This is a genomic window from Myxococcus xanthus, from assembly GCF_006402735.1.
GTDB classification, from domain to species: Bacteria; Myxococcota; Myxococcia; order Myxococcales; family Myxococcaceae; genus Myxococcus; species Myxococcus xanthus_A.
The window spans coordinates 7,538,262-7,564,745 of the sequence record NZ_CP017174.1; the positions used below are offsets into that span (position 1 = coordinate 7,538,262).

Consider the following 26,484-nt stretch of genomic DNA (forward strand, 5'->3'; position numbering starts at 1 on the left):
CAGGCCCGGCATCCGGGCAAGACTTGCATTCCGGGCGGCCGGCTGGACTTCCAGCCGGCCGTTTCACTACAACTGGGAGTGTCTCCCGGTTGTCGGGGGGCGGGAAGAACGGGCGGCTCTCCTCGCGCCGCCCCGCAAGACTGAAGGACGTGCAATGGCAACCGGTACCGTGAAGTGGTTCAACGACGCGAAGGGCTTTGGCTTCATCACCCAGGACGGCGGCGGTGAAGACGTGTTCTGCCACCACACCGCCATCAACATGGACGGATTCCGCACCCTGGCCGAAGGCCAGAAGGTGGAGTTCGAAGTCACCCGTGGCCCCAAGGGCCTCCAGGCGCAGAACGTCCGCGCCGCTGGCTAACGCGTCCGTCAGCCACTCCCTCCGGACTGGCCGATGACAAGAGGCCCGGCCCCACACCTGGGGACCGGGCCTCTGGTTTTTCAAACCCTGGGGCCGCGCGGCCTACAGGTTGCGCTTGAAGTGGTCCATGACGCGCTCCCACTGGCGCTCGGTGACGAGCGGGTCGGGCACCATGTGCGTCAGGCCGCTCAACGGCAGCAGGTCGTGCGGCTTGCCGGCGCGGAAGAGCGCGTCACTCAGCTTCAGCGTGTGGAAGAAGTAGACGTTGTCGTCCGCGGTGCCGTGGATGAGCAGCAGCTTGCCCATGGGCTTGTCCTGCTTCGCGTACGTCAAGAGCGAGCTCTTCTCGTAGGCCTCCGGGCTCTGCTGCGGCACCCCCAGGTAGCGCTCGGTGTAGTGGGTGTCGTAGTCCAGCCAGTCCACCACCGGGGCGCCGGCCACGCCGGCCTTGAAGACGTCCGGACGCTTGAGCACGGCCAGGGCGGCCATGTAGCCGCCGAAGCTCCAGCCGGAGATGCCCACGCGGGACAAATCAATCTCCGGGACTTCCTTCGCCAGCGCCTGGATGGCGGCGGCCTGGTCATCAATCGTGACGCCGGCGAAGTCGCCCTTCACCTCGCGCTCCCACTTCGCGCCGCGCAGCGGGGTGCCCCGGCCGTCAATCTTCACCACGAGGAAGCCCTGGTCCGCCACCCACTGCGACATCAGGTGCGCGGCCATGCTCTTGTGGACCACGGTGGTGGTGGGGCCGCCGTACACCTCGACGATGACGGGCAGCTTCTGGCCGGGCTTGAAGTTGCGCGGGCGCACCAGGGACGTCCAGAAGCGCTCGGGGCCCACCTGCCGCTGCTCCACGTTGGGCGTGTAGGGCGGCTCCTGCGCCACCGAGGGCAGCTCGCCCACGCGGGTGCCGTCGCCGCGCACCACCTGCACCTTGGGCATGGACTTCAGGCCCTGGCCGTTCATCACCACCAGCCCGCCACTCTTGGACACCGAGCCCGACTCGATGTCGAGCCCCGTCGTCACCTTCTCCGGCGCGCCACCGGCCTTCACGCGCCACAGGTGGCTCTGCGTAGGGTTGGGGCCACCATTGAAGTAGAGCGTGTCATCCTTCTGGATGTAGCGCGCCAGCGAGCGGAAGCCCGCGTCCGGCTTCACCACGGTGCGCGCCAGCGAGCCATCCGCCTTGCGCAGCTCCACCTCCGGGCCGCCGTTGCGCTCGGTGTACCAGAGGAAGCCGCTGCCATCCTCCAGCCACAGCGGGAAGGCCTGCTCCAGGTTGAGCCAGGCGTCGTCCTTCTCCGTGAGCAACTCCCGCGACTTGCCCGTGCGCGGGTCCACCGCGAGCAGCTTCTGCTCGGTCTGCTCGCGGTTCTGCACCAGCACGGTGAGCGGGCCGCCCTTGGGCCACGTCACGGTGGCCAGGTACGGGTACTTCGCCGCGTCCCACTGCGCCCACACGGTGCGTCCGCCGGTGACGGGGGTAATGCCCAGGCGCACCTTGGCGTTGGCCTTGCCAGGACGCGGGTATGCGAACTCCTCGCCGCCGCGCTCGGGGTGCATGACGTCGACGATGGTGAGCTTCTCCACGTCCGACGTGTCCGACTCCGTGTAGGCGACGGACTTCGCGTCCGGGCTCCACCAGTACCCGGTGAAGCGGCCCATCTCCTCCTGGGCGACGAACTCGGCCACTCCGTGCGACTTCGTCTCGGTGCCGCCCTTGGTGACGCGCTGCTCGCGGTTGGCGGCGACGTCGATGCGGTACACGTCGTTGTCCCGCACGTAGGCCACCTGCTTGCCGTCCGGCGAGAAGCGCGGGTCCAGCGTCCCCGGCCCCGTCTTCAGCTCCGTCACCTTGCCGTTGGCGCGGTCCACCACGTAGAGGCGGCCGGACAGGGGCACCAACAGCCGGTTGCCATCCTCGGACACCTGGAAGCTGGTGAAGCCCCGGGCGCTGACGCGCATGCGCTCACGGCGGGCCTTCTCCTCGGGGGTGAGCGTCTCCTCGGCGCCCTTGAGGATGGCCTCGGGCGTGAGCAGCTCACGCGTCTGCCCGCTCTCCACGTCGAACGCGTAGAGCGTCTGCACGTTGGACGTGGGCTGGGTGCGCAGGAAGAGGATGCTCTTCTCGTCGGGCGAAATGCGCACGCCGCCGGGCCGGCCGCTCATGAAGCGGCGCGTCTCCGAGAACTGGCGCAGGAAGGGGTCTTGCGACCGCTGCGTCTTGGACATGGTCAGGGGCTTCTGCTCCTGGGCGAAGGACGAAGCGCTCGCAAACAGGAGCGCGGCGGTGAGGACGTGGCGCATGCGTCGTCGAATCCCCGCGCGGAAGGGCGGGGCTCCTTTCGTGGAAAGGTGCGGAGCAGCCTACACTCGGCGGCCTCGCGGCCGGAGCAAACGCCTGGCGTGCTGGAGGATTCCCGACGCAATGGAAACGGAAGACGACGCTCCGCGGCACCTGCGCCTGGCCGGCATCATCCGCCTGGGCCTGGGCGGAGGACGCGGCCCCCAAGACGCCTACGTGTTCGACCCGCACCGGCTCGCCCTCCCCGCCTGGGCCTGCGCCCTGGGTGACACGGAGGGCCCCGCCCTGCTGGTGACGCTGGACCGGCACCTGGACACCGTGGTGCCCCGGGCTCCCGCGGCCGTGCCGGACCGCACGGCCGGGCTGCGCGCGCTGGATGAACATGCCCGCTGGTCCCTGGACGTCCGCAACTACGACCACATCCTCGCGGCCATGGAGGCCGGGCTGGTGGGAGACGCCCTGCTGATTGCACGCACCCGCCCCCGCGGCGCCTTCGCGGGCGACACCTACGTGGACACGCGGGGCCGCGCGCACCGGCTGGTGGCCATCCCCACCGTGGACCGCGCCGCCGAGGCCTACAGCCGCCCTGCCCCCGGCGACGCCGTGCGCGACGTGCTGGACGCCGCCGGACGGGTGCTGCTGGACGTGGACCTGGACTGCTTCACCTCCCTGAGCGACGCGGACCCGACGACGGTGCTCCCCTGGCCACAGCAGGTGATTCGCGAGTTCCTGCTTCCAGAGGACTCGGAGCCCTTCTGGGACACGGTGCTGCGCAAGACGGTGGCGCTGACGCTGGCGCGCGAGCCCCACCACTGCGGCGGGCTGCTCGCGTCCGGGGACCTGTTCCAGGACGCGGCCCAGGTGCTGTTCCGGGAGCTCTTGCGCACCGAGCCCCCGTGAGCCACGCCGCGCGCTACAGCGGCGTCTCCATGAAGTTGGGCCGCACGTCCGTCATCTGCCCGCCCGCGAAGGAGAAGCGGCTGCCCACCGGCGGCCGGGCGTCGTTGAGCACGTAGCCGAAGTCCACGCGGAAGGGCAGGACGTTGAACTGCGGGAAGAGCAGCCGCAGGCCCATGCCCACCGTGTGCACCATGGCGGGCCGGTCATTGAAGGCGCTGCCCGAGTCCCAGAAGAGCACGCCGCCCAAGTGCACCGTCTTCACGACGATGGGCCGGCTGCGGTACTCCAGGTTGAAGAGCAAGAGCCGCCGGCCGGAGTAAGCATCCGCGCCCGCGCCGCGCAGGCCGTTGGCGCCGCCCAGCAGGTGGATGCGGTCGAACAAGTCATCGATATTCACGTCCAGCAGCCCGCGCGCCACGAAGCGCCCGCCCAGCACCTTGGGCGACACTTCAATCAGCTCCGCCGCCCAGCGCCGATTGGTCCACGCGCCCCCCGGCCCCAGCGGCCGGCGGATGGCGCCCGACATGGACGCGGTGGTGAGCGTGTCCCCCAGCCGCAGGCGGTAGCGCAGCGCCAGCCCGCCTTCGACGAAGTGGCTTTGCTCGCCGAACACCGGCGGCGCGTAGCGCAGGGTGGCCGCCACCCAGTGCCCCATCTGGAAGTCCTCGGCCAGGACGTACGAGTCCACGTCCCGCAGCACCTCGTAGCGCGCGTCGAAGGCGCGCAGGCTCAGCCCGACGTAGCCCGCGTCCTCGGCGCGCGGCAGGTAGTTGCGGTTGAACCACTCCGACTGCTCCGGCGAGAGGCCGGATGCCAGCGGCGCGCCGTAGGCGTAATGGTAGGCCCCCACCGTGCCGCCCACGTTCCACTTGTAGCGGGTGCCATGCGAGCGCGTGTACGAGAAGCCGCCCACCACCTCTTCGGTCCGGTAGATGTAGGGCACCGCGGGCCCGCCCGGGAATGGCAGCTGCCAGATGGACGCGCCCCGGTAGACGCGGTTGGTCTCCACGTTCCAGGACACGGAGGCGCTGGCGCTCCACGGCGTGGACAGCGAGTACAAGGGCCGGCTCACCGCGAGGCTGCCGCGCGAGCCCTCCGTCTTGCCCGTCTCCCGGCCCTGGATGACGGCGATGGACTCACTCAGTGACCAGCGGCTGCCCAGCACACGCGGGTCGGTGTAGCTCTGCCCCAGGCTGAGGGTGTCCTGCCGCAGCACGAAGTCCACGGCGATGCGCTTGCCGCGCCCCAGGAAGTTCTGCTCCGTGCCCTGCAGCTTCAGGTACTGGAGCAGCGAGCCCACCGCCGCGAAGTCACTGTTGAGCCGCAGCGACCAGATGTCCTTGGTGACGGCCATCAGCGCCACCGAGTCCGGCGTGCGGCCCTTCACCGCCACCAGGCGGACCATGGAGAACAGGCGCAGCCCGCGCAGGTTGCGCGCCGTCTCCTGGGCGAGCGCGTCCGAGTACGGCGCCCCCACCTGGAGCAGCACCTCGCGCCGGACGACGTCGTCCCGCGTCCGGGCATGGAAGATGTTGAGGAAGTCCGGGAAGGGGTCGATTTCGGCCACCACGTCCTCGGTGTCCACCAACACCTCTTCCAGAATCTTGCCCTCCGGCGCAGGCTCCAGCACCCGTCCGTGCCGGGCCAGGGCCTCGTCAATCAGCGCGTCCTCGTAGTTGTCGATGGCCGACGCGAGGCCCTGCGCTGGCGCGTCAGACGACGCTTCCGGCGTGGAAGGCGCGGCCGCGAGAGACGTGGCGACGAGCAACGCAGGCAGCAAAAGCGGCACGCAAGGCATCCTGTCATGAGCCGCGGCATTGCCCCCTGGACAATGCCGCGCTCTGTTACATCGGGGGATTTCCCGCTTTCACGGTCGCGTCAAAAATATACATGGGGGAAGCAACCGCGAAGCCCACTGGGTGGATAATGACGGCATGACCAGCGTCGTCGGCCCCCGCCGCTCGCCCCTCCTCGCTCGCCCGACCACCGAAACCGCCCGTGAGACGACGTCCTCCCCCCGGACGACCTCCTCCGCGGCCACCAGTTCGTTCCAGCCCGCGCGGCCGGGACTCGAGGGCACAACGCCTTCGATGCTGACGAAGCTCGGCGCGGTCTTCGTTCCCCAGACGCCCACTGCGACGCAGGCGGCGGCCTCCCACCTGAAGGCCGCGGTCGGCACACGGGCGGCGGCGCTGGTCCACAGCACGACGCCCAACGCCGACATCAAGGACCACACCACCATCGAGAGCACCATCGACGTCCCCGAGGACGCCACGGTGGAGTCGCTCAAGCTCAACCTGGACATCGAGCACACCTACCGGGGAGACCTGAAGGTGACGCTGACCTCGCCGTCCGGCAAGAGCGCGGTGGTGTCGGACCGCAAGGGCGGTTCGGCGGATGGCCTGACCGGCGCCTTCGACCTGTCCGCGTTCAAGGGCGAGCCCACGAAGGGCACCTGGATGCTGGAGGTGCAGGACGCGGCGCGCGGCGACACCGGCACGCTGAAGTCGTGGGGCCTGGACATCGCCCCGCAGACGCCAGTGACGGAGCCCGAGGCGCCGGAAGAACCCGAAGGTGGCCTCTTCGAGGGCCTGCGCGACGGCGCGCTGCTGGACGCGCTCCAGGACTACTCGTCCGGCAAGAAGGTGGTCAGCTACAACGAGGCCCGCCGGCTGATGTTCTCCAGCCTGGATGTGAATGAGAACGGCAACGTCGTCTGCGTCTACACGGGCGCCGAAGTCAAAGGCGGCAAGATTCCCAACAACTCGGTGATGAACACCGAGCACACCTGGCCCCAGTCGAAGGGCGCCACGGGCGCGGCGAAGAGCGACCTGCACCACCTCTACCCCACCGACAGCAAGGCCAACTCCCGGCGCAGCAGCTTCCCGTTCGGCGAAGTGGTCAACGTGCGGTGGAGCCAGAACGGCGCCAAGCTGGGCACCGACGCGCGCGGCAACATGGTCTTCGAGCCGCCCGACTCCCACAAGGGCAACGTGGCGCGCGCGATGTTCTACTTCTCCGCCACCTACAACAAGCCCATCTCCAGCGACGAGGAGGCGGCGCTCAAGGCGTGGAACAAGCTCGACACGGTGGACGCCGCCGAAATCGAGCGCAACCGCCGCATCGCCACCATCCAGGGCAACTCCAACGCCTTCGTCGAGGACGCGGCGCTGGCCGACCGCATCAAGGACTTCTAGGCCCCCGCGGAGCGCAGCTCCCCATCGCGCAGGGGCGGCAGCTTCTCGCCCCGCGCCACCGCCGCGACGATTTTCGCCAGCCGGTCCACGCCGTCCGACAGGGCGGCCGGCCCCGGCTGGAGGATGAGCGAGCTCTTCACCTCGTAGAGCTGGTCATCCACCACCGCCCGGACCCCGGTCCACCCGGGGCGGGCGACGATTTTCTCCCGCTTCGCCTTGCGCCCGCACCAGCTGGCGATGACGCCCTCCGGGTCGCGCCGCGCCACCTCCTCCGGCGCGAAGATGCGGCCCTGCGCCCCCTGCGACGCGCGCGACTCCCGGCACACGTCCACGCCGCCCACCAGCTCCACCAGCTCCGAACACCAGCGGATGCCGGAGATGAGCGGCTCATGCCACTCCTCGAAGAAGATGCGTGGCCGGCGTGGAAGCGACTCCGCGGCGTCCGCGTGCCGCTCCAGGTTCGCGGTGAGCTCGGCGGCCAGCGCCTCCGCGGCCTCGGGCCGCCCCACCAGCGCGCCCGTCAGCCGCACCGACTGGAGGATTTCGGCGATGGAGCGCTGGTTGAACAGGTAGACGGGCACGCCCCGCTTCGCCAGCTCGCGGCCGATGTCCGCCTGCAAGTCGGAGAAGCCCAGCACCAGGTCCGGCTTCAGCTCCAGGATGCGCTCGAAGTTCGCGTCCAGGAATGAGCTGACACGCGGCTTCTTGCGAGCCTGGGGCGGACGCACGGTGAAGCCGGATACACCCACCACCAGGTCCTCCGCGCCCAGGCGGTAGAGCACCTCCGTCGTCTCCTCGGTGAGACACACGACGCGGCGGGGATAGGGCGGCGCACCGGAGAGCAGCTCGGACAGGCGGGCATTCATGCGGGGCCACACCCTAACGCGGCCACCGCCGCGCTACGTGTCCGTAGCATTCGTCCGTGCGCATGGACCGGGCTTTCACCGCACTCCCAGTCACGACACGTCCCAGGTGTGTCACCTGTGAAACGTTGTCGCGCCCGAGCCGGATTCTCGGCCGGTGGCGCACTGCGCCAACCCGGCAGGTCGCTTGGGAGGTGGACGATTGCAGTGTTAGCATCTGCCCTCATGTTCGACCGGCGTGTCACGTGCCTCACCGGTCGGTGGGGGCAGTCATGATGGAAAGCAACGCCCCGACGAATGGCGCCCCACCCGACGTCGCGGACCCCATGCTGGGCCGGGTCCTGAACGAGCGCTTCCGCATCCTGGAGACGCTTGGCGCCGGAGGCATGGGCCGCGTCTACAAGGCCGTGCAGTCACCGCTGGACCGGCTGGTGGCGCTCAAGGTGCTCAACCCGCAGTACGGCGAGGGCAAGGACCCCGGCTTCCAGAAGCGCTTCTTCCTGGAGGCCAGCGTCACCGCGAAGCTGCGCCACCCGAACACCGTCACCGTCATCGACTACGGCAAGACGGAAGACGGCATCTACTACATCGCCATGGAGTACCTGGAGGGGCTGACGCTGGGCCAGCTCCTCACGCAGATGGGCCCGCTGCCGTGGCCGCGCGCGCTCAACATCACCCAGCAGATCGCCCGCTCGCTGCGCGAGGCGCACAAGGTCGGCCTCATCCACCGCGACCTCAAGCCCGCCAACGTCATGGTCCTCAATCAGGAGACGGACCACGACGTGGTGAAGGTGCTCGACTTCGGCCTGGTGAAGTCCTTCATCGGCGACGCGGCGCCCGTGCCGCAGGACACGTCCATCACGCAGGCGGGCATCATCCTGGGCTCGCCGCAGTACATGGCGCCGGAGCAGGCGCGCAACATCGCCGACCCGCGCAGTGACGTGTACAGCATGGGCGTGGTGCTCTATCAGATGCTGATGGGGCGGCCGCCCTTCCTGGCCGCGCAGAGCATCGACGTCATCGTCAAACACATCAACGAGCTGCCGCCCGCCTTCGGCTCGCTCTACCCCAACCATGGCATCCCCGGAGAGGTGGAGGCCCTGGTGATGAAGTGCCTGGCCAAGACGCCACCGGAACGCTACCAGTCCATGGACGAGGTGATGGAGGCCATGCGCCGCACCATGTCCACGGTGGGCGTCAGCGGCGCCTTCAGTGGCGCGCGCTTCGCGGGCGCTGGCGTCAGTGGCGTCGGTGGCAGCGGCCCCATCAGCGGCCCCCACGGCAGCGGTCCCCACGGCGCGGCCGGCTCCGGTCCCGCCACCGTGGCGCTGGACATCTCCGTGGAGGAGGCGCCGGTCAAAGGCGGCCGCAAGCCGCTGGGCCTGCTCCTCGGTGGCGGCGCGCTGCTGGTGGGCCTTGGCGCGGCCCTGGTGGTGGCGATGCGCCCCAACCCGCCCGCCGAGCCCATCGTCACACCGCCACCGCCCGCCACCGCCCAGGCCGCGCCCGAGGCCGCCAGCCCGCCCGCGGAGTCCGCGGTGGGTGAGTCCGACGAGGAGCTGGCCCTGGCGCCGCTGACGCGGCCCACCGTGGAGCCGGTGCGCTTCCTCATCGTCAGCGACCCCATGGGTGCGCGGGTGACGTACCAGGGGAAGGACTTGGGCGAGACGCCCCTGAACCTCGAGGTGGCTCCGGATGCCAGCGGCGTCGCGGAAGCGGCGCTGACCTTCACCCTGGACGGCTACCAGCGCGCCCGCGCCGTCGCCAAGGGCGCGGGCCCCGAAGAGCGCTTCACGCTGAAGCTCCAGCCCAAGAAGAAGGCGAGCACGCGGCCTGGAAAGGCCCCAGACTCGTCGCCCTACAAGGACGACCCGTACAATTGAAAACCCTGACAGCCCTCAAACGAGCGGGCCTCCTCGCGATGTGTCTGTGCGCGGGGGAGGCCCTGGCGGACGCCCGCCTTGAGGCCCGCCGCCACTTCCGCAGCGGCATGAGCCTCATCGCCCAGAAGCAGTACGACGCGGGCATCGCCGAGCTCGAAGCCGCCTACGCCATCAAGCCGCACCCCAACGTCCTCTTCAACATCGCCCGCGCCTACCAGGACTCGGGCAGGTCGAAGGAGGCGCTGGAGGTCTACCAGCGCTACCTCGCCAGCAATCCGCCGGACGCGGCGTCCGTGATGCCCATGGTGGCCGCGCTGGAGGAGAAGCTGAAGGCCGAGGGAGCACAGGCCGCCGCGCAGGACCCGTCGTCGCTGCCCATGCCGCCGCCCCCCGCGGGCATGCAGTCGCAGCAGCTGAGCGCGCTGCTGGAGCGGCTGGAGAAGGCCATTGAACGGGCCGAGGCCATGCCCGTGGGGAGCGCCACCATTCCCGGCCTGACGCCCACCGGCGTCGCCCCCGCCAGCACGGACGACACGGCCGGCGGCGTGGACCTGGGCGCGGTGCCCTACGAAGAGCGCGTGGTGACGGCGAGCCGCCGCGCGCAGTCCTCGCTGGACGCGCCCAACGCCACCACCGTCATCACCGCCGAGGACATCCGCCTGTCGGGCGCCACGTCGCTGCCGGAGCTGCTGCGGCGCGTGCCCGGCGCGGACGTCATGGCCCTGGGCGTGGGCAGCGCCAACGTGTCGCTGCGCGGCTTCAACCAGCGCATCGCCAACAAGGTGCTGGTGCTGGTGGACGGCCGCACGGAGTACCAGGACTTCCTGGGCCTCACCATCTGGTCCTCCATCCCCATCGGCCTGGAGGAGATTGAGCGCATCGAGGTCATCCGCGGCCCGGGCAGCGCGCTGTACGGCGCCAACGCCATGCTCGGCGTGGTCAACATCATCACCCGCGCGCCTGGCACCGGACCGCGCGCGCAGTTCAACGTCACCGGCGGCACCGGCAACACCGCCGCGGGCTCCTTCGTCAGCCACGGCGGCTCGGGCGCGATGCGCTACCGGGCGGCGGCGGGCTATTCGCAGACGGACAAGTGGAGCCGGGACTACGCCAGCGGCCTGCCGGACGTGACGCTGCGCGGCCCCGACCCGGACCTGGGTGCTCGCGGCGCGCGCGCGTCGCTGTCCGCCGTGTACACCTTCGCCGAAGGGCGCCAGGTGGGCCTGTCCGGCGGCGTGAATCGCTTCACCACGGAAATCTATCCGCCGGGCCTGCTGCGCAACTACTTCATCGACGGCGTCAACGCCTTCGCCAAGGGCGACGTGGAGCTGGGGCCCCTGAAGCTGAAGACGTTCTGGAACCACATCTCCAGCGACGCGGGTCCCCAGTATGAAGCCACGGGCCAGCGCTCGCTGGTGACGTCGCTCAACTCCAACCTCTTCAACGCCGAGCTGCTCTTCGCGCGCGACTTCGAGCTCGCGGGCACGCACCAGCTCAACATTGGCGTGGAGGGCCGCATCAAGCGCGTGGACTGGGGAGACTACCTGGGGCCGCTGCGCGAGCAGGTGCACGCGGCCTTCTTCGTCCAGGACGAGTGGCGCATCGTGGAGCCGCTGGCGCTGGTGGCCAGCTACCGCGTGGACCGGCACCCGCTGCTCAACCTGGGCAGCCCGGGCCTGGCGCACTCGCCGCGCATCTCCGCGCTGTTCAAGCCTTTCGAAAACCACGCCTTCCGCGCGAGCGCGGCCTCCGCCTTCCGCGAGCCGACGTTCCTGGAGAGCTACACGCAGCTGACGGTGCCCGTGCCGGGCATCAACGGCGTCAGCACGCTCACCACCGGCAATCAGCAACTGCGCCCCGAGCGCCTCACCGCCTTCGAGCTGGGCTGGCGCGGCGAGGCCCCGGAGCTGGGCATCGACCTGGACGTGGCCGTGTACCAGAACACGGTGAGAGACCTCATCGGCCTGTCCGGGGTGTCCCGGCTGCCGCCGGGCCAGTCGTATGACCCGGGCACCGGTTCGTACCTGCTGGGCAGCTCGTCCTTCCAGAACGAGGACGCCATCTACACCGCGCGCGGCGCCGAAGCGGGCGTCACCCTGGCGCCGGTGGACGGCTTGGGACTGAAGCTGAGCGCGTCGCTGCAGGACGTGACATCGGACCGCGAGTCGGCGGCCGAGTGCGGCCCGTGCAACCAGGCGCCGCAGTTCCGGCTGTACGGCGGCCTCACCTACCGCTCGCGCGCGGACCTGGAGTTCGGCGTGGACGCGGCCTACACCTCCGCGTCCACCTGGATTGAGCGCGAGCCCGCCGCCGCGGACCCCACGCGCATCGAACTGGTGTCCAACCCGCTGCGCGCCTACACCGTGGTGAACGCACGCGTGGGCTACATGGCCGTCAAGGACACCGTCACCGTCGCGCTGGTGGGCAGCCACCTGGGCGGCGCGCATTCCCAGCACCCCTTTGGCAATCGCATCGAGCGGCGCGTCTACGCGACCCTGACGGTGACTCCATGAGCCGCCCCACCCTGTCCTCCTGGAGGCGGGCCGCAGGTGGCCTCGCCCTCGCGTCCGTGCTCGGACTCGGCTGCGATTCACCACCCGTGGTGCCCACCGCCGACGTGCGGCAGAACACGCGCACCGCGCGCATCGACGGCAACCTGGTGGTTCAGTCACGCGCGCGTGGCAACGCGGTGGTGTTCCTCTACGACGCGGACCGGCCCCCGCCGCCGCAGGGCACCGGCCGCCCCATCACCTTCACCGTCGTCCCCGCCGAGCAGCTCTTCGGCCCGGCGCTGGCGGGTGACACGCCCGGCCCCTTCGTCGCGCCCTTCAGCTTCAGCCTGGTGCCCGCGGGTCGCTACATGCTCCGCGGCTTCATCGACGCGAACGGCTGCGGCTCGGACGCGGGCGCGGACTGCCGCCGGTCCGACTTCAACCCCTGGTACGGCGTCACCAGCGAGCCCAACGCGGGTGACGTGGGTGGCGCGGCGGTGGACGCGACCGGAAGACCGCTCACGGTGGAAGTCGTGGCGGACGCGGACGGCCAGCCGCAGCCCCTCACCGGCGTGGCGGTGAGCTTCTCCGACACCGCGCGCGTGCTGAGGGACCGGCCCACGTTCCAGGTGGTGCAGGGAGACGGGCAGATGGGCAGTTCGCAGAAGCAGCTGCGCCTCCAGCCGCTGTCCCTCCACGACGGCGCGGTGGACCAGCGCCCGGACGGCTTCGCCGTCAGCTACGTGGACGCCGACAACGACGGCACCCCCGATGGCTTCTGGCCGCGCGTGGTGGTGCGCAAGCTGGCGGACCACGCCAGCAACCTGGTGGACGAGAACGACCTGGACCGCGATGGCGTCCCGGATGACACCGGCGTGGACTACGCCCGCGCCGATGGTTCCCAGGACGGCGTACCGGATGTCGTCGTGCTCAACGCGCGCCTGGTGCCAGACAGCATCATCGCCGCGCTCACCGACGAGAACGGCAACCCTCGCATGGAAGGCGCCGTCGTTCCGGAGCTGGTGGTGGAAGTGCGACCCCAGGCACTGGATGCCCGGGTACCTACCAACCCCGTGCCGCTGCGTGAGCTGCCCCGAGGTCGCTACGCGGTGGTGTTGATCCAACCCAGTGGACAAACATGGCGTGTGCCCAATGAACTGGCACCCGCCCTCGCGTCTGGACTGGGGCTTCCCGCCGTGGAAAGTCAGGCTTTCTTCCTGGAGGTTCCCTGAGTGGCGGTGCTTTGACTTCGGACGCTCCATCCGCCAACATGATCGCCGTTCCCCGGGGAACTGCCCCAATTGAGGTTGATGATCCGATGAAGGCCGGAACCCTCCCCGAGCCCCTCCCCCTCCGCACCACGACGGAGACGACCCGCCCCCTGGGCGCGCGCCCCGTCACGGGCACGGCTCCGCAGCGTGTGCTGTTGGTGGATGACAGCCGCTCCATCCGCACGCTGCTGAAGATCTACCTGATGGCCCGCAACTTCGAGTTCCTCGAAGCGGAGTCCGCCGAGGAAGGCCTCAAGGTGTCGGAAGCGGAGCCGGTGGACCTGGTCCTCACGGACTTCCACATGGATGGGATGAACGGCGCGGACTTCGCCGCGCAGATTCGTGCCAGCGCCAACCCGCGGCTGGCCAAGGTGCCCATCCTGATGATGACGGGCGACCCGAACGTGGCGGAGGTGCGCGCGCTGGGTCAGAAGGCCGGCATCAGCGCCTTCGTCCGCAAGCCGGTGAGCTGCGCGCAGCTCATGACGCTGGTGGACACCATCCTCCCGCTGCCGCGCAAGTAGCGCGCCGCGCCCCTCTGGGCGCCGCTTCACTCACGCCGGGTTCCGGGCCGCCGCAGCGGCGCGGGCCCGGCGTTTTCGCATGGCTTCACCCACGCGGATGGCCATCAGCAGCGCCAGCACCGCGCCGTAGATGAGCGGCTCGGTGATGTCCTTCTTCACGCGCCACACGAAGTGCACCACGCCCAGCGCCGCGGCCACGTAGGCCAGCCGGTGCAGCCGCTGCCAGCGCGGAAAGCCCAGCCGCCTCACCCACCGGTTCGTCGACGTCACGGCCAGGGGCACCAGCAGCACCAGCGCGGCGAAGCCCACGGTGATGAAGGGGCGCTCGGTGACGTCCGCCCACAGCGCGCCCCACGCCAGCCCCTGGTCCAGCACCGCGTACACGAGGAAGTGCGCCACCGCGTAGGTGAAGGCCAGCAGGCCCAGGGTGCGGCGCACGCGCGCGGGCCACGTCCACCCCGCCACCAGCCGCAGCGGCGTGCACGCCAGCGAGGCCAGCAGCAGCACCAGCGCCAGCAGCCCCGTCTGGTGGAGCGCGGCTTCAATCGCGTTGGGCCCCAGCTCGCCCCGCGGGCCCTGGACGGCGAGCATCAGCAGCGGCGACAGGCCCCCCACGACGAGCGCGGGGTTGAGCCAGGGATGATACGGAGACGAGGCCATGGCGCGGGGACTCAGTAGAACCGGCGCAGGTCCATGCCGGTGTAGAGGTGGGCCACCTGCTCCGCGTAGCCATTGAAGGGCAGCGTGGGGCGGCGCTCGAAGTCACCGATGCGGCGCTCGCTGGCCTGGCTCCAGCGCGGATGGGGCACGGAAGGATTCACGTTGGCGTAGAAGCCGTACTCGCGCGGCGCGGACAGCCGCCACGTCGTCATGGGCTCCTCCCGCGTGAGGCTGATGCGGACAATGGACTTGATGCCCTTGAAGCCATACTTCCACGGCACCACGAGCCGCAGCGGCGCGCCGTTCTGGTTGGGCAACTGCCGGCCGTAGAGCCCCGTGGCCAGCAGCGTGAGCGGGTTCATCGCCTCGTCCAGGCGCAGCCCTTCTGTGTACGGCCAATCCAATAGGGCGCGGCGCTGGCCCGGCATCTGCTCCGGGTCCAGCAGCGTGGTGAAGGCGACGTACTTCGCGTGGCTGGTCGGCTCCACGCGCTGGAGCAGCGCCGCCAGCGGGAAGCCCAGCCACGGAATCACCATGGACCAGGCCTCCACGCAACGCATGCGGTAGACGCGCTCCTCCAAAGAAAACCAGGACGTGAGCTGCTCCACGTCCACCGTCCGCGGCTTGTGCACCTCGCCGTCGATGACGACGCTCCACGGCTTCGGCTTCAGCGTGTGCGCGAAGCGGGCCGGGTCGTTCTTGTCGAAACCGAACTCGTAGAAGTTGTTGTAGGTGGTGACGTCCTCGTAGGGCGTGCGCGGCTCGTCCGTGTCGTAGGGGCCCATCGCCTTCGCCACCGGTTGTTCCACCAGGCCCGCGTCCGGGACGAAGCGGTCCATGGGGCGCGTCTGATTGCGGCCCAGCAGGTGCAGCCCTCCGGCGACGGCGACGGCCGTGCCCGCGAAGAGGCCCGCGTTCTTCAGCAGCTCGCGCCGGCGCAGGTACGTCTTCTCGGAGGTGACTTCGGAGCTGGGCGGCTCGGCGGGCGGCTTGTCACGCATGGCCCCTGTATAACGGCCCGGGCCGCCCGCGCGTTACCGGGCAGTGCCTTCGTGTCCCGGGAGCGTCCCGGCGCTCTGCGTCAGCGCGGTCTCACGGGCACGGGCGTCCTTCAGGCGCCACAGCCGCCACCAGGGCGTGCCTGGGGACTCGTGGTGCTCCCAGTGGTAGCCGAAGAAGAAGCACGACAGCAGGGCCCACAGATGATTGCGCGGCAGCGTGCGCGCGTGGTGCGGGGCCATGTCCGGCGTCTCCGGGCGCCGGTGCGGCAGGTAGGTGCCGAAGTAGAAGAGCTGCAACGTGCCCAGCACCGAGGGCAGCACCCAGAAGACGAGGATGTGCGGCTGGGAGACGCCCAGGAAGAGCAGCACGTTGAACTTGGCCGCCATCACCCCAATCTGGGGCAACGTGGTGTAGCGGGCCATGAAGGTGCCCAGCCACGGCCAGAAGGACTGGCTGTGAGTGGAAAAGTCCGGGTCCTCCTCACTCGTGGGCCGGGCATGGTGGGCACGGTGGTTCACCACCAGCCGCCGGTAGGACAGCCCCGCGAAGAGGAAGCAGGCGACCGTGCCCACGGCCTCGTTCACCCAGCGCCGGCCAGACACCGTGCCGTGCATGGCGTCGTGGCCGGTGATGAAGAGGCCCGTGCACAGCCAGGCCTGGAGGGCGACGTGCAGCCAGGTGAGCGGCTCCACCCACGGCAGCTCCGCGCGTGTCAGCGCCCAGGCAAGGTGCCCGCCCCACGCGCCCATGACGACGAGCGCGATGACAACGCCCCAGGGACCGGGCGGCGCTGGACGGAGTTGGCGGGCGGAAGTCTCCATCTCTCCTGCTTTCTGGCCATCGCCGGCCCGCCGCGCATGGGAAATGCCCAGGCGGCGGGGCGGGCAATGGACCGGTGGCTACTTCTTCACATCACGTACCAGTTCCTCCGCGGTGACGTAGCGCGGCTCGATGTCCACCGGCACGTCCTTGAGGCGCTCCAACACGCGCTGCACGGGCGGGCGCACCACGCCGTGCTTCGCCAGCAGCGCCTCGGCGGCCTTCCGGTCACCGCGGCCCTGAATCTCCATGAGCTGCTTCGTCAACGAGGTGACGGCCTGCTTCATCTTCGCCGGCACCACGGAGAAGGTGCCGTCCGCGTTCACCTTCACCGCGCCGGTGTCCAGGAAGTAGTTGAGCTGCACGGCGATGCCCTTGCCGTGCGCCTCGTCCACGCCGAAGCGGATGGAGCGGAAGGCGGAGGCCAGGAACGTCGTGTACATGGTGCGCTCCAGCGACTTGTCGATGACGCCGGTGTCCACCAGGCGCTGGAGCGCCCACAGGCCGGAGATGTCCGCCTTCGCCTCTTCGATGGCGCTGGAGGCCGCCTGGAGCTCCTTGCGCACGGTGGTGGCCTTGCCACCCACGGTGATGTTGCTGGGCCCCAGGCCGTGCATCAGCTCGTGCATCAGGATGTGCGTGAAGAAGGCATCGAAGGAGACGTCCTTCTGGTCCGCCGGGGTGAGGGCCACCTTGGCGATGGGCAGCAGCACGCGCTCGAACTTGGCCTCCTGCACGTTCTTCAGCATCACGCGCTTGGAGCCCATCTTCTCCGACACCCGCTCGTCGTTGGGCAGGTTGAAGGCGGCCGTCTGCACGCCCCGGTTGCCGTCACCGGAGGAGAACAGGCTGTTGATGACGCGGATGGGCGCCAGCGCGCCCAGCTTCGGGTTGCGCAGCTTCGGGTCGATGGGGAGGTTGTTCTCCAGCCCCTGGAGCTGCCCGCTGAACTTCGCCAGCTTCTGCGTCTCCGCGTCGTCGCGCAGGCCCACGAAGGCCTCGAAGGCGGCCTTGTAGTTGAACCACTCGTCCTCGTAGACCTCGTAGGGCCCGATGGTGGGCTCGATGCTGGCGTCCAGCTCCATCCACGCCACCTCGCTGGCGTAGTAGTCGTTGGACAGGAACGCGTCCGCGCGCGAGGTGAGGAACGCCTTCAGCGTGGGCTGCTGGGTGAGCGCGGCGGCCTCACGCAGCAACGCGGCGGCCTGGGCCAGCTCGCCCTGGTACTCCACACTGTAGGGCACCGTGATGAAGCGGCCATCCGTGCCGCGGCGGATGGTGGTGTAGAAGCCGGTGGCCTCCTTCTGCTGCACCTCGGGCAGCGACTTCACCCACGCCTCCACCTCCGCCTGGGTGGCGCCAGCCGGATAGAAGTTCGCGGACGCGGGCTTGGCCGGCACGCCCGGGATGAAGGGCCGCGCCTCGTCGAGGCTGTTCCAGGGCCCCTTGTCCAACAGGAACGCCTGCAGCCGCGCGCGGCCCAGCGGCGTCGAGTCCTGGACCAGGTCCAGCAGCAGCGGCTCGTTGCCCGCCCACCGCTGACGCAGGAAGAGCGCGTCCATCAGCTTCGAGGCCTGGACGATGCGGGCCAGGGCGCGGCGCTCGGACTCCGGCAGCGCCTTCAGGTCCACCCGGAGCTCCACCGGGGCGAAGCGCGCCGTCAGGCGCTGGAGCTCCGCGGCATCCGGGAAACGGGCAGGGGGCGTCTTCTCCGCGGCGGTGGCGGCGCCCGACAGCATCGCCGCGCCGAGCAGGGACAGGAGGGTACGGTTCATGTCCCCTTCCCTACTCCAACCCAGCCCCCCCTCCCAGCGGTCCTCACATCTGAAAACCCAACGTCCCACATTTCCCCCCTCATTCGCGCACACTCGGAAGTCGGGGGAGCCCATGCCACCATGCGCGCCGGCAGCAGCCGTGCTCCCGCCCTCCTTCGAGGCCCTCGATGACACCCGCGTCCCGCGCCCCGTGCGCGACGAGGTCGCCGGCCAGACGTACTGGGACACCCACTTCGGCGTGGACCACCAGCCCACCCGCCCCTGAGCGGGCGGGCGGACGGTCCGGACTCGACAAGCGGTTTTCCATGGTTAAGGGAAAGCGACGCTGGCGCCCCACCGGGCGCCCCGGAGGCCCCTGTCACCATGACCGTCGAAAACGCCCCCCAGCGGGAGACCCACGCCTTCCAGGCGGAAATCAATCAGCTCCTCAGCCTGGTCATCAATTCGCTCTACAGCCACAAGGAGATTTTTCTCCGCGAGCTGGTGTCCAACGCGTCCGACGCGCTCGACAAGCTCCGATTCCGCGCGATTACGGAGCCGGAGCTGCTGGCGGACGAGCCGGCCCTGGAGCTTCGCCTCATCCCGGACGAGGCGAAGGGCACCCTCACCATCGAGGACACCGGCATCGGCATGTCGCATGACGAGCTGGTGAAGAACCTGGGCACCATCGCCCACTCCGGCTCGCGCGAGTTCATCGAGGCGCTGGCGCAGAAGGGCCAGCAGAAGGACATGCAGCTCATCGGCCAGTTCGGCGTGGGCTTCTACAGCGCCTATCTGGTCGCGGACCGCGTGGAGGTGGTCAGCCGCGCCGCCGGCCAGGGCCAGTCCGCCTGGCGGTGGACGTCGGAAGCCAAGGGCTCCTTCACGGTGGAGCCCGCCGAGCGCGCCGCGCGCGGCACCTCCATCACCCTGCACCTGAAGGAGGACCAGAAGGAGTTCCTGGGAGAGTGGCGGCTGCGGTCGCTCATCACGCAGTACTCCGACTACGTGGGCCACCCCATCAAGCTCCAGGTGAGCAAGACGACGGGGACGGGCGACGAGGCGAAGACGGAGACGTCGTTGGAGGTGGTCAACAAGGCCAGCGCCCTGTGGCAGCGCTCCAAGTCCGAAATCACGGACGAGCAGTACCAGGAGTTCTACAAGCACCTGACGCACGACTGGGAAGCGCCGCTGGCGTGGACGCACTTCAAGGCGGACGGCAACACCCAGTTCACCGGCCTGCTCTTCGTGCCCAAGCAGCCTCCGTTCGATTTGGACGCGCAGCAGCAGCGCGGGGTGCGGCTGTTCGTCAAGCGCGTGTTCATCATGGACCGCTGCGAGGAGCTGGTGCCTCAGTGGCTGCGCTTCGTGCGCGGCGTCATCGATTCGGATGACCTGCCGCTGAACGTGTCGCGCGAGCTGCTCCAGGACTCGCAAGTGGTGCGCGCCATCCGCAAGCACGTGGTGAAGAAGTCGGTGGACCTGCTGGAGAAGCTGGCCAAGGACAAGCCGGACGACTACCTCACCTTCTGGAAGGCCTTCGGCACGGTGCTGAAGGAAGGCCTGGCCACGGAGGCCGAGCAGAAGGACAAGCTGGGCGGCCTGCTGCGCTACGAGAGCTCGCGCGAGGAAGGCCTGACGTCCCTCACCGACTACGTGGGCCGCATGAAGGAAGGCCAGGAGGCCATCTATTACGTCTACGGCGAGTCCCGGAAGGCGGTGGCGGACAGCCCCCACCTGGAGGCGCTGAAGCAGCGCGGCTTCGAGGTCCTCTACATGACGGCCCCGGTGGACGAGTGGGCCGCGCAGGGCCTGCGCGAGTTCCAGGGCAAGCCGCTGGTGTCCGCGCTCCAGGCGGACCTGAAGCTCCAGTCCACGGACGAGCAGAAGAAGGAGCAGGAGCAGCACGCCGAAGGCCTGAAGACGCTCACCACGAAGATGAAGGACGTGCTCCAGGAGTCGGTGCGCGAGGTGCGCGTGTCGGACCGCCTGACGGACTCGCCCGTGTGCCTCGTCGTGCCGGAGGGCGGCTCGCCGGCCTACCTGGAGCGCCTGCTCCAGCAGCGCGGCCGGGGCGCGGGCATGCCGCGCGTGAAGCGCATCCTGGAAGTGAATCCGAAGCACCCCGTCATCGAGCACCTGAAGGCCGTGCATGACCGAGACCCGGCCGCGGCCCAGGTGGCGGAGTGGATTGAGCTGCTCCACGACCAGGCGCTGCTCACCGAGGGCAGCACCATCGCCGACCCCAACCGCTTCGCTCGCCGCATGACGGGGCTGTTGACGCAGGTGGCGGCCCTGGCGGCGGCGCCCGCTCCAGCGCAGGCCCCCGTCTCGTCGACGGCGAGCTGAGACGCCGTCACCCACGCCCCCTCTCGCTTCGAGAGGGGGCGCCCGCAGCCCGAGCGAGCGCATGGTGCGCCTGGCTGCTTCAGCGAGGCCCTGGACAAGGGGCATTGCCGACCCGGGACGGGGGTATCGGCTTCCCCGGGGCGCGTCGGCTATCGTCCCTCGGAATATCGAGGGGAGTCCGACGACATGAAGCGAGTGGTTCTGGGGTTGTTCGCAGCCGTGGTCCTCAGTGCGTGCGCAGCGCACGAAAAGACGGGAGACCGCGCCGCGGCCGTGGGGGATTGGAAGGCCGCGTATGCGTCCTACCGGCAGGCGCTGGCCAGCGAGCCGGACAGCCCCGAAATCAAACTCAAGTTCGACACGGCCCGCAGCAAGGCGCTCCAGGATGCGCGGCAACGGGCGCAGACGTGCGCGCAGGTGAATGACTGGGGCTGTGCGCTCGCCGAGTCCGACTTCGCCCTGTCCGTGGAGCCGGGCAACGCGGAGATCGCCTCGTTCCGCGCGCACGCGGCGCAGCAGGTGGCGATGACGCAGTTGGACACGGCCGTCGAGCAGGCGCAGCGGGGGCAGTACGCGGAGGCCGCCTCGCTGATGGACCGGGCGCTGCAGCTGTCCCCGGTGCCCGAGGTCAAGACGCACGCGGAGGACGTGCGGCGCATCATCACCACCCAGGGGCGTGCCCAGGCAGACCGGTACCTGCTCGAGGGCCACTTCATCGCGGCCCACGAGCTGGCGCAGCTGGTGCTGCGGCTGGACGCCTCCGCCTCGGCGTGGGCGCAGAACATCGCCGCGGAGTATGAGCACTTCATCACCGAGGAGGTCGAGCGGCTGTCGCGCGAGGGTGACGCCGCGCGGGCGCAGCATGACTGGGGGCGCGCGCAGCAGAGCTACGGCGCCGCGCTGAGCCTGCGGCAGGGTGGCCGGGCCGCGCCGCTGGAGGAGTACGTGCGCCACATGGCCCTCGCCGACCAGCGGATCGCGGGCCGCGACTGGAACGGGGCGGCGGATGCCTACCATGTGGCGCTGCGCACGGGTCAGGACGACGGCTTCGCCACCCACCAGTTGGAGCGGGTGCAGCTGCGGCCCTACCGCTTCGTCCTGCACTCGGTGCTGGTGACGCCAGGCCGGCCGGATGGAAGGGCGTGGGTGGGCGCGTCGAACGACATCTTCATGCGGCTGGCCAACCGGGTGACCCAGATGGTCCGGCAGCGCGGCATGACGGACCTGGTGAAGGACCTGGCCATGAGCATCCCGCACGAGAACCGCCCGCGGCTGCGCATCGAGGTCCACCACCCGGATGGCATGCACCTGACGACGCAGGGGCGTAACGGCATCTACACGGACTACGACGCCGAGTTCGTCGCCGTCGCCAATGCCTTCGACGGCCGGCGGGTCGGCTTCCAGGTGTACATGGACGGGCCGCACGGCAGCGAGCTGCTGGGCTCGGTGGACGTGCCCGTGAACGAATTGGTGGAACGCCGCGACGTGTCGCTGGAGAGCGCCGCCATCCTCTCGATGCGGCTGAGCACCGTGAGTGACGGCCGTCAGCCGGGCCCCTACGGTGGCATGGCGCACGTGGTGCCCGCGCCGCCGCCCGGTGCGCGGCCGCCGCCGCCGGGCCGCGGCCACGTCGCCTCACCGACTCACTGACGTCCCGCGAGGCCGGAAGCATGGCTTCCGGCCTCCAGACACGGTGTCACACGCCCGGAGCATCGTCCCGGGCGTGGGCAACGAGCAGATGCACACCCGCGCCCTGAACGCCCCTTAGCGCGGCAGGCGGAGCCGGAACGTAGAGCCCGTGCCGACGACGCTCTCCACCTCGATGTCCCCCCCGTGCGCCCGGGCAATCCGGCGGGACACGGAGAGCCCCAGGCCCACGCCGGGGATGTCCTTCGCCGCGGTCCGGCTGCGCGTGAACGGCTCGAAGAGGGTGCCCAGGTCGCCGGGCGGAATCCCCACGCCTTCATCCGTCACGGACACCGACACGTCGCGCTCCGAGGACTCCAGCCGCAGCGACACCACCCCACCCTCGGGCGAGTACTTGATGGCGTTGCTCACCAGGTTGGTGAGCACCTGCGACAGCCGCGTCGAATCACACCGCCAGGGCACGGGCGAGTCCGGCACGGAGTACTCCAGCCGGTGCTGCTCGCTGGACGGCCGGTGGAGCTCAACCACCTCCTCCACCAACCCGCGCAAGTCACACTCCTCCAGCCGCAGCTCCAGGTTCCCCGCCTCGATGCGCGTCCGGTCCAGCAGGTCGCCCACCATGCGCTCCAACCGGTCCACCTGGTTGGAGATGCGCACCAGCGAATCCCGCACCTTCTCCGGCGGAGGCGCCGTCTTGGCCCGTAGCAGCATCTGCGCCGACAGCTTCAGTGCGTTGAGCGGCGTGCGCAGGTCGTGCGCCACGCCCGCGAGGAACTGGAGTTGCCGCGCGTCCTGACTGGTGACGGTCTCCGCCATGTCGTTGAACTCCGCGCCAATCTCCTGGAGCTCTGGCGGCCCCGCGCGCGCCACCCGGGATTCACGCCGGCCTGACTTGAACGCACTCAACGCGCGGCGGATGGCCACCAGCGGCCGGTAGATGCTCGTCTGCGCGATGGTGAGGAACAGCACCACGCCCGTCAGCACCGACACCGCGAGCAACGTGCCAAGGAGCCGCCCCGTTCTCCGCACGGCGGTCGCCTCGTCGCGAGCCGTGCGCGCCCGCGCGATGCTGGAGTCCATCACCGCCCGCGTCGCATCCACTGCCTGCGCCAACCGGCGCCGCCGGTCCGGCTCCGGCGCATTGAGATAGGCCTCGACGCTCGCGCGGGAAGCCGCCACCAGCCCGCGCTCCGCCTCCGTCTCCGTGTACATCTCGACATGGGCCAGCCGCTCCGGCACCTCGCGCACCAGCGCGTCCACCCCGACGCGCGGCCCGATGTCCGTGGGCCCGATACCTTCCACTTCGTGAGCGTACTGGAGCAGCAGCAAGGTGATTTCCAGCTCGGCCGCCGCGCGCACCCGTTCCGCGGCGTCGATGAGGCTGGTGGTCTGCCGCTGCAGCAGGGTGGTCATCCAGAAGAGCCCACCCGCGGACCCCAGCCCCAGAACCGCAAGGAGTACCGCTCCAAGGGTGAGGAAGGTCCGCAACCGCATCACGCCCTCCTGGGGAAAGCCCCACCCTACCCGATACGTGGCGCGAACGGACATCCCAACCCGCCCTCCCGCGAACGGCATCCACCAGCAGCCATTACCCGTGCTGTACCCGCCCTCACCGGGATGTGCACTGCTTCACGGCATGGCAACCCGGTGGCGGGATATCGCCGCGCCAGGCCACATCTCCTCCGGGCCGGGACATGCGTGCGATACGCTGTGGAGTCCACCGTCTTCCGGGAGGAGCCGGCGCCATGAGCTTCACCTTGAACGTCAACGGCCGGGAGCACGCCGTCGACGCGCCCGAGGACACGCCCCTCCTCTACATCCTGCGCGATGAACTGGGACTTCACGGAGCCCGGTATGGCTGCGGCGTGGGCCAGTGCGGCTCATGTACGGTGCTGAGCAATGGCTCACCGCTGCGCGCCTGCGTCGTGCCGGCGGCCACGCTGAGCGGCCGGAACCTCACCACCGTGGAGGGCTTGCGCGCGCCGGATGGGACACCGCACCCGCTCCACAACGCCTTCGTGGCCGAGCAGGCCGGCCAGTGCGCCTACTGCATCCCCGGCATGGTGGTGACGGCGGCGGCCCTGCTGAAGGAGAAGCCCCGGCCCACCGAGGCGGAGATTCGCGCGGCGCTGGATGCCAACCTGTGCCGGTGCGGTTCACACAACCGCATCGTCCGAGCCATTCAGCGCGCCGCGGAGGAACTGGCGCGATGAGCCTCCGCCTGAGCCGCCGCGAGGTGCTCCAAGGCTCGCTGGTGCTGGCCTTCGCCCTCACGGGCCCACGCGCATTGGGCGCGGCACTGGAAGAGGCCGGGCTTCCCGGGAGCCTGCGGCGCACCCGCGACCTCGACGCGTGGCTGCGCATCGGCGCGGACGGCGTCGTCACGCTGAAGACGGGGAAGGTGGAGCTGGGCCAGGGCATCCTGACGGCGCTCGGGCAGCTCTGCGCGGACGAACTGGACGTCAGCATCTCGCGGCTGACCTTCATCTCCGGCGACACCGAGCTGTCGCCGTACGAAGGCACCACCGCCGGCAGCAACTCCGTCTCCCAGGGCGGCACCGCGGTGCGCTACGCGTCCGCCGAGGTTCGCGCCATCCTCCTGGCCATGGCCAGCAAGCAACTGGGCATCCCGGTGGAGCATCTGCGCGTCCGGGACGGCACCATCCGGGCTGGCGGCGGGAAGGGTGCCTCCATCTCGTACTGGAGCCTCGTCGGCGGGAAGGCACTGAACAGGAAGGCGACGGGCACGGTGAAGCCCAAGCCTCCCATCGAGCGCCATCATGCGGGTCGCTCGGTTCCGCGCGTGGACCTGCCGGGCAAGATTTCCGGCGAGGCGAGCTTCGTGCACGATTACCGGCCCGCCAACCTGGTGCACGGCCGCGTCATCCGCGCGCCGTCCCAAGGCGCCTCGCTCACGGAGGTGGACGCCGCGCCGGTGGAGCAGATGCCCGGCGTGCGGAAGGTGGTGCGTGACGGCGACTTCCTGGGCGTCCTCGCCACGAAGGAGTGGCAGGCCATCCAGGCCGCGGCGGCGCTCGCGAGCAGCGCCCGCTGGCGCGAACAGGCCACCCTGCCCCCGGACCCGTACACCTGGCTGCTGGAGCAACCCAGCCAGGACAGCGTCATCGAGGACACGGTGCGGCCCACCGACGTCGCGCCCACGCACACCATCGAGGCGCGTTACCTGCGGCCGTACCAGATGCACGGTGCCATTGGCCCGTCCTGCGCGGTGGCGGAGTGGGACGGCGAGCGCCTCACGGTGCACACCCACAGCCAGAGCGTCTTCGACACCAGCGCGGCCATCGCGAGGATGCTCCGCGTCCCGGTGGACCGGGTCCACGGCAAGCACCTGCCCGGCTCCGGCTGCTACGGCCACAACGGCGCGGACGACGTCGCCGCCGATGCCGCGCTGCTCGCGCGCGCCCTCCCCGGCCACGCGGTGCGCGTGCAGTGGTCCCGCGAGGACGAGCACGCCTGCGAGCCCTATGGCTCCGCGATGGTGATGAAGGTGCGCGCGGGCGTGGACGCGGAAGGCAACGTGCTGGACTGGGACTATGCGCTGTGGTCCACGCCGCACAGCACCCGGCCTGGAGGCCACCCGGGAAATCTGCTGGCGGGGCGTTCGCTCGCGTCGCCCTTCTCCATGCCCATGCCCCGGAATGGCGGACCGCCGAACTACGCCGCGGACCGGAACGCCATTCCGCTCTACGGCTTCCCGGGCCGGAAGGTGACGACCCATCTCGTCACGCGAATGCCCTTGCGCGTCTCCTCGCTTCGAGGCCTGGGGGCCTACGGCAACATCTTCGCCATCGAGTCCTTCATGGATGAGCTGGCCCACGCCGCGAAGGTGGACCCGGTGGCCTTCCGGCTCCGGCAGCTCCACGACGCGCGCGCGAAGGCGGTCATCCAGAAAGCAGCGGAGCGCTTCGGCTGGACCACCGCCCCCAGGCCCCAGGGCCATGGGCGCGGCATCGGCTTCGCGCGCTACAAGAACCTCGCGAGCTACTGCGCCGTCTGCATCGAAGTGCGCGTCGACCCTCGGACCCACGCCATCCAGCTGCTGCGCGCGGTCCTGGCCGCCGATGCGGGCGAGGTCGTCAATCCGGATGGGCTCGCCAACCAGCTCGAGGGCGGGCTCATCCAGTCGCTGAGCTGGAGCCTGAAGGAGGCGGTCCGCTACGACGCCCAGCGCGTCACCTCGCGAGACTGGCGCACGTACCCCATCCTCACCTTCTCGGAAGTCCCGCCCATCGAGGTCGCGCTCATCGAGCGTCCTGGAGAGCCCCTCCTGGGTGTGGGTGAAGCATCCCAGGGCCCCACTTCGGCTGCGCTGGCCAATGCCATCTTCGACGCCACGGGGGCCCGGCTGAGGGAGCTGCCGCTGACGCCGGAGCGGCTGGCGGCGGCGCTCCAGACACGCTGAGGCGGCACCGAGGGGGCAAGCCCATGGCCCGCGC

At 70.0% G+C, this 26,484-nt stretch carries 20 protein-coding genes; 12 read left to right on the forward strand and 8 right to left on the reverse strand.

Going from position 1 to position 26,484, the window contains the following annotated elements; translation table 11 throughout:
* The first annotated feature begins 154 nt into the window (after window positions 1–154).
* Window positions 155–361: a cold-shock protein gene (locus BHS09_RS30970; protein ID WP_011555986.1), complete on the forward strand. Its 207-nt coding sequence runs from the start codon at window positions 155–157 to the stop codon at window positions 359–361.
* Between the two features lie 102 nt (window positions 362–463).
* On the opposite strand, the gene BHS09_RS30975 is transcribed toward BHS09_RS30970, so the two are convergent.
* Entirely contained in the window at window positions 464–2,668 is a 2,205-nt protein-coding gene (locus BHS09_RS30975) for a S9 family peptidase (RefSeq protein ID WP_140795017.1), read from the reverse strand.
* A 121-nt stretch (window positions 2,669–2,789) separates the two neighbouring features.
* Between BHS09_RS30975 and BHS09_RS30980 the strand changes: the two genes are divergently transcribed.
* On the forward strand, window positions 2,790–3,566 hold the full coding sequence (locus tag BHS09_RS30980) for a UPF0489 family protein (protein WP_140799815.1): 777 nt from the start codon (window positions 2,790–2,792) through the stop codon (window positions 3,564–3,566).
* Window positions 3,567–3,579: 13 nt separating this feature from the next.
* Here the strand turns inward: BHS09_RS30980 and BHS09_RS30985 are convergent, their stop codons facing one another.
* Window positions 3,580–5,364: a BamA/TamA family outer membrane protein gene (locus BHS09_RS30985; RefSeq protein WP_140799816.1), complete on the reverse strand. Its 1,785-nt coding sequence runs from the start codon at window positions 5,362–5,364 to the stop codon at window positions 3,580–3,582.
* Window positions 5,365–5,500: 136 nt separating this feature from the next.
* On the opposite strand from BHS09_RS30985, the gene BHS09_RS30990 reads away from it, so the two are divergent.
* Window positions 5,501–6,763 (forward strand): endonuclease, encoded by a 1,263-nt coding sequence (locus tag BHS09_RS30990; protein ID WP_140799817.1) that lies wholly within the window; start codon window positions 5,501–5,503, stop codon window positions 6,761–6,763.
* Here the strand turns inward: BHS09_RS30990 and BHS09_RS30995 are convergent.
* On the reverse strand, window positions 6,760–7,629 hold the full coding sequence (locus tag BHS09_RS30995) for an ABC transporter substrate-binding protein (protein ID WP_140795021.1): 870 nt from the start codon (window positions 7,627–7,629) through the stop codon (window positions 6,760–6,762). The genes BHS09_RS30990 and BHS09_RS30995 overlap by 4 nt on opposite strands.
* 269 nt (window positions 7,630–7,898) lie before the next feature.
* Here BHS09_RS30995 and BHS09_RS31000 point away from each other — a divergent pair, with 269 nt between their 5' ends.
* From BHS09_RS31000 to BHS09_RS31015, 4 genes are all read left to right on the forward strand, one after another.
* The gene (locus BHS09_RS31000) at window positions 7,899–9,509 is read left to right on the forward strand and encodes a serine/threonine-protein kinase (protein ID WP_140799818.1); all 1,611 of its coding nucleotides are present in this window, start codon (window positions 7,899–7,901) and stop codon (window positions 9,507–9,509) included.
* Window positions 9,506–12,022 carry a TonB-dependent receptor domain-containing protein gene (locus tag BHS09_RS31005; protein ID WP_472796530.1) on the forward strand — a complete coding sequence of 839 codons (2,517 nt, stop codon included), beginning with the start codon at window positions 9,506–9,508 and terminating at the stop codon, window positions 12,020–12,022. Before BHS09_RS31000 ends, BHS09_RS31005 begins: the two co-directional genes overlap by 4 nt.
* Window positions 12,019–13,233, forward strand: coding sequence for a hypothetical protein (locus tag BHS09_RS31010; protein WP_140795023.1), 1,215 nt, complete (start codon window positions 12,019–12,021; stop codon window positions 13,231–13,233). Before BHS09_RS31005 ends, BHS09_RS31010 begins: the two co-directional genes overlap by 4 nt.
* Window positions 13,234–13,319: 86 nt before the next feature.
* Entirely contained in the window at window positions 13,320–13,796 is a 477-nt protein-coding gene (locus BHS09_RS31015) for a response regulator (RefSeq protein ID WP_140795024.1), read from the forward strand.
* A gap of 30 nt (window positions 13,797–13,826) precedes the next feature.
* On the opposite strand, the gene BHS09_RS31020 is transcribed toward BHS09_RS31015, so the two are convergent.
* The 4 genes from BHS09_RS31020 to BHS09_RS31035 form a co-directional block, all read right to left on the reverse strand.
* Window positions 13,827–14,456 carry a protein-methionine-sulfoxide reductase heme-binding subunit MsrQ gene (locus BHS09_RS31020; RefSeq protein ID WP_140799819.1) on the reverse strand — a complete coding sequence of 210 codons (630 nt, stop codon included), beginning with the start codon at window positions 14,454–14,456 and terminating at the stop codon, window positions 13,827–13,829.
* 11 nt (window positions 14,457–14,467) lie between these two features.
* Complete coding sequence (msrP, locus tag BHS09_RS31025) at window positions 14,468–15,457, reverse strand: protein-methionine-sulfoxide reductase catalytic subunit MsrP (protein WP_140799820.1); 990 nt, start codon at window positions 15,455–15,457, stop codon at window positions 14,468–14,470.
* Window positions 15,458–15,490: 33 nt separating this feature from the next.
* Window positions 15,491–16,279 carry a fatty acid desaturase gene (locus BHS09_RS31030; protein WP_140799821.1) on the reverse strand — a complete coding sequence of 263 codons (789 nt, stop codon included), beginning with the start codon at window positions 16,277–16,279 and terminating at the stop codon, window positions 15,491–15,493.
* 78 nt (window positions 16,280–16,357) lie between these two features.
* A complete protein-coding gene (locus tag BHS09_RS31035) occupies window positions 16,358–18,052 on the reverse strand; it encodes a dipeptidyl-peptidase 3 family protein (RefSeq protein WP_140799822.1) in 1,695 nt (564 codons plus the stop codon).
* Window positions 18,053–18,191: 139 nt separating this feature from the next.
* Between BHS09_RS31035 and BHS09_RS39985 the strand changes: the two genes are divergently transcribed.
* The 3 genes from BHS09_RS39985 (at window position 18,192) to BHS09_RS31045 (ending at window position 22,030) form a co-directional block, all read left to right on the forward strand.
* A complete protein-coding gene (locus BHS09_RS39985; protein ID WP_257792122.1) occupies window positions 18,192–18,317 on the forward strand; it encodes a hypothetical protein in 126 nt (41 codons plus the stop codon).
* A gap of 98 nt (window positions 18,318–18,415) precedes the next feature.
* Window positions 18,416–20,380 carry a molecular chaperone HtpG gene (gene htpG, locus BHS09_RS31040; RefSeq protein WP_140799823.1) on the forward strand — a complete coding sequence of 655 codons (1,965 nt, stop codon included), beginning with the start codon at window positions 18,416–18,418 and terminating at the stop codon, window positions 20,378–20,380.
* A 186-nt stretch (window positions 20,381–20,566) separates the two neighbouring features.
* Window positions 20,567–22,030, forward strand: coding sequence for a hypothetical protein (locus tag BHS09_RS31045; protein ID WP_140795030.1), 1,464 nt, complete (start codon window positions 20,567–20,569; stop codon window positions 22,028–22,030).
* Window positions 22,031–22,144: 114 nt separating this feature from the next.
* Here BHS09_RS31045 and BHS09_RS31050 read toward each other — a convergent pair whose 3' ends face one another.
* The gene (locus BHS09_RS31050) at window positions 22,145–23,521 is read right to left on the reverse strand and encodes a HAMP domain-containing sensor histidine kinase (RefSeq protein ID WP_140795031.1); all 1,377 of its coding nucleotides are present in this window, start codon (window positions 23,519–23,521) and stop codon (window positions 22,145–22,147) included.
* 251 nt (window positions 23,522–23,772) lie between these two features.
* Here BHS09_RS31050 and BHS09_RS31055 point away from each other — a divergent pair, with 251 nt between their 5' ends.
* A complete protein-coding gene (locus tag BHS09_RS31055) occupies window positions 23,773–24,240 on the forward strand; it encodes a (2Fe-2S)-binding protein (protein ID WP_140799824.1) in 468 nt (155 codons plus the stop codon).
* The gene (locus BHS09_RS31060; RefSeq protein ID WP_140795033.1) at window positions 24,237–26,450 is read left to right on the forward strand and encodes a xanthine dehydrogenase family protein molybdopterin-binding subunit; all 2,214 of its coding nucleotides are present in this window, start codon (window positions 24,237–24,239) and stop codon (window positions 26,448–26,450) included. Before BHS09_RS31055 ends, BHS09_RS31060 begins: the two co-directional genes overlap by 4 nt.
* Window positions 26,451–26,484 lie beyond the last annotated feature (34 nt).

Excerpts from the sequence above, each read along its gene's own strand:
- BHS09_RS30970 (WP_011555986.1), top strand. The coding sequence starts at position 155 with ATGGCAACCGGTACCGTGAAGTGGTTCAACGACGCGAAGGGCTTTGGC.
- BHS09_RS30975 (WP_140795017.1), bottom strand. The coding sequence starts at position 2,668 with ATGCGCCACGTCCTCACCGCCGCGCTCCTGTTTGCGAGCGCTTCGTCC.
- BHS09_RS30980 (WP_140799815.1), top strand. The coding sequence starts at position 2,790 with ATGGAAACGGAAGACGACGCTCCGCGGCACCTGCGCCTGGCCGGCATC.
- BHS09_RS30985 (WP_140799816.1), bottom strand. The coding sequence starts at position 5,364 with ATGCCTTGCGTGCCGCTTTTGCTGCCTGCGTTGCTCGTCGCCACGTCT.
- BHS09_RS30990 (WP_140799817.1), top strand. The coding sequence starts at position 5,501 with ATGACCAGCGTCGTCGGCCCCCGCCGCTCGCCCCTCCTCGCTCGCCCG.
- BHS09_RS30995 (WP_140795021.1), bottom strand. The coding sequence starts at position 7,629 with ATGAATGCCCGCCTGTCCGAGCTGCTCTCCGGTGCGCCGCCCTATCCC.
- BHS09_RS31000 (WP_140799818.1), top strand. The coding sequence starts at position 7,899 with ATGATGGAAAGCAACGCCCCGACGAATGGCGCCCCACCCGACGTCGCG.
- BHS09_RS31010 (WP_140795023.1), top strand. The coding sequence starts at position 12,019 with ATGAGCCGCCCCACCCTGTCCTCCTGGAGGCGGGCCGCAGGTGGCCTC.
- BHS09_RS31015 (WP_140795024.1), top strand. The coding sequence starts at position 13,320 with ATGAAGGCCGGAACCCTCCCCGAGCCCCTCCCCCTCCGCACCACGACG.
- BHS09_RS31020 (WP_140799819.1), bottom strand. The coding sequence starts at position 14,456 with ATGGCCTCGTCTCCGTATCATCCCTGGCTCAACCCCGCGCTCGTCGTG.
- msrP (WP_140799820.1), bottom strand. The coding sequence starts at position 15,457 with ATGCGTGACAAGCCGCCCGCCGAGCCGCCCAGCTCCGAAGTCACCTCC.
- BHS09_RS31030 (WP_140799821.1), bottom strand. The coding sequence starts at position 16,279 with ATGGAGACTTCCGCCCGCCAACTCCGTCCAGCGCCGCCCGGTCCCTGG.
- BHS09_RS31035 (WP_140799822.1), bottom strand. The coding sequence starts at position 18,052 with ATGAACCGTACCCTCCTGTCCCTGCTCGGCGCGGCGATGCTGTCGGGC.
- htpG (WP_140799823.1), top strand. The coding sequence starts at position 18,416 with ATGACCGTCGAAAACGCCCCCCAGCGGGAGACCCACGCCTTCCAGGCG.
- BHS09_RS31045 (WP_140795030.1), top strand. The coding sequence starts at position 20,567 with ATGAAGCGAGTGGTTCTGGGGTTGTTCGCAGCCGTGGTCCTCAGTGCG.
- BHS09_RS31050 (WP_140795031.1), bottom strand. The coding sequence starts at position 23,521 with ATGCGGTTGCGGACCTTCCTCACCCTTGGAGCGGTACTCCTTGCGGTT.
- BHS09_RS31055 (WP_140799824.1), top strand. The coding sequence starts at position 23,773 with ATGAGCTTCACCTTGAACGTCAACGGCCGGGAGCACGCCGTCGACGCG.
- BHS09_RS31060 (WP_140795033.1), top strand. The coding sequence starts at position 24,237 with ATGAGCCTCCGCCTGAGCCGCCGCGAGGTGCTCCAAGGCTCGCTGGTG.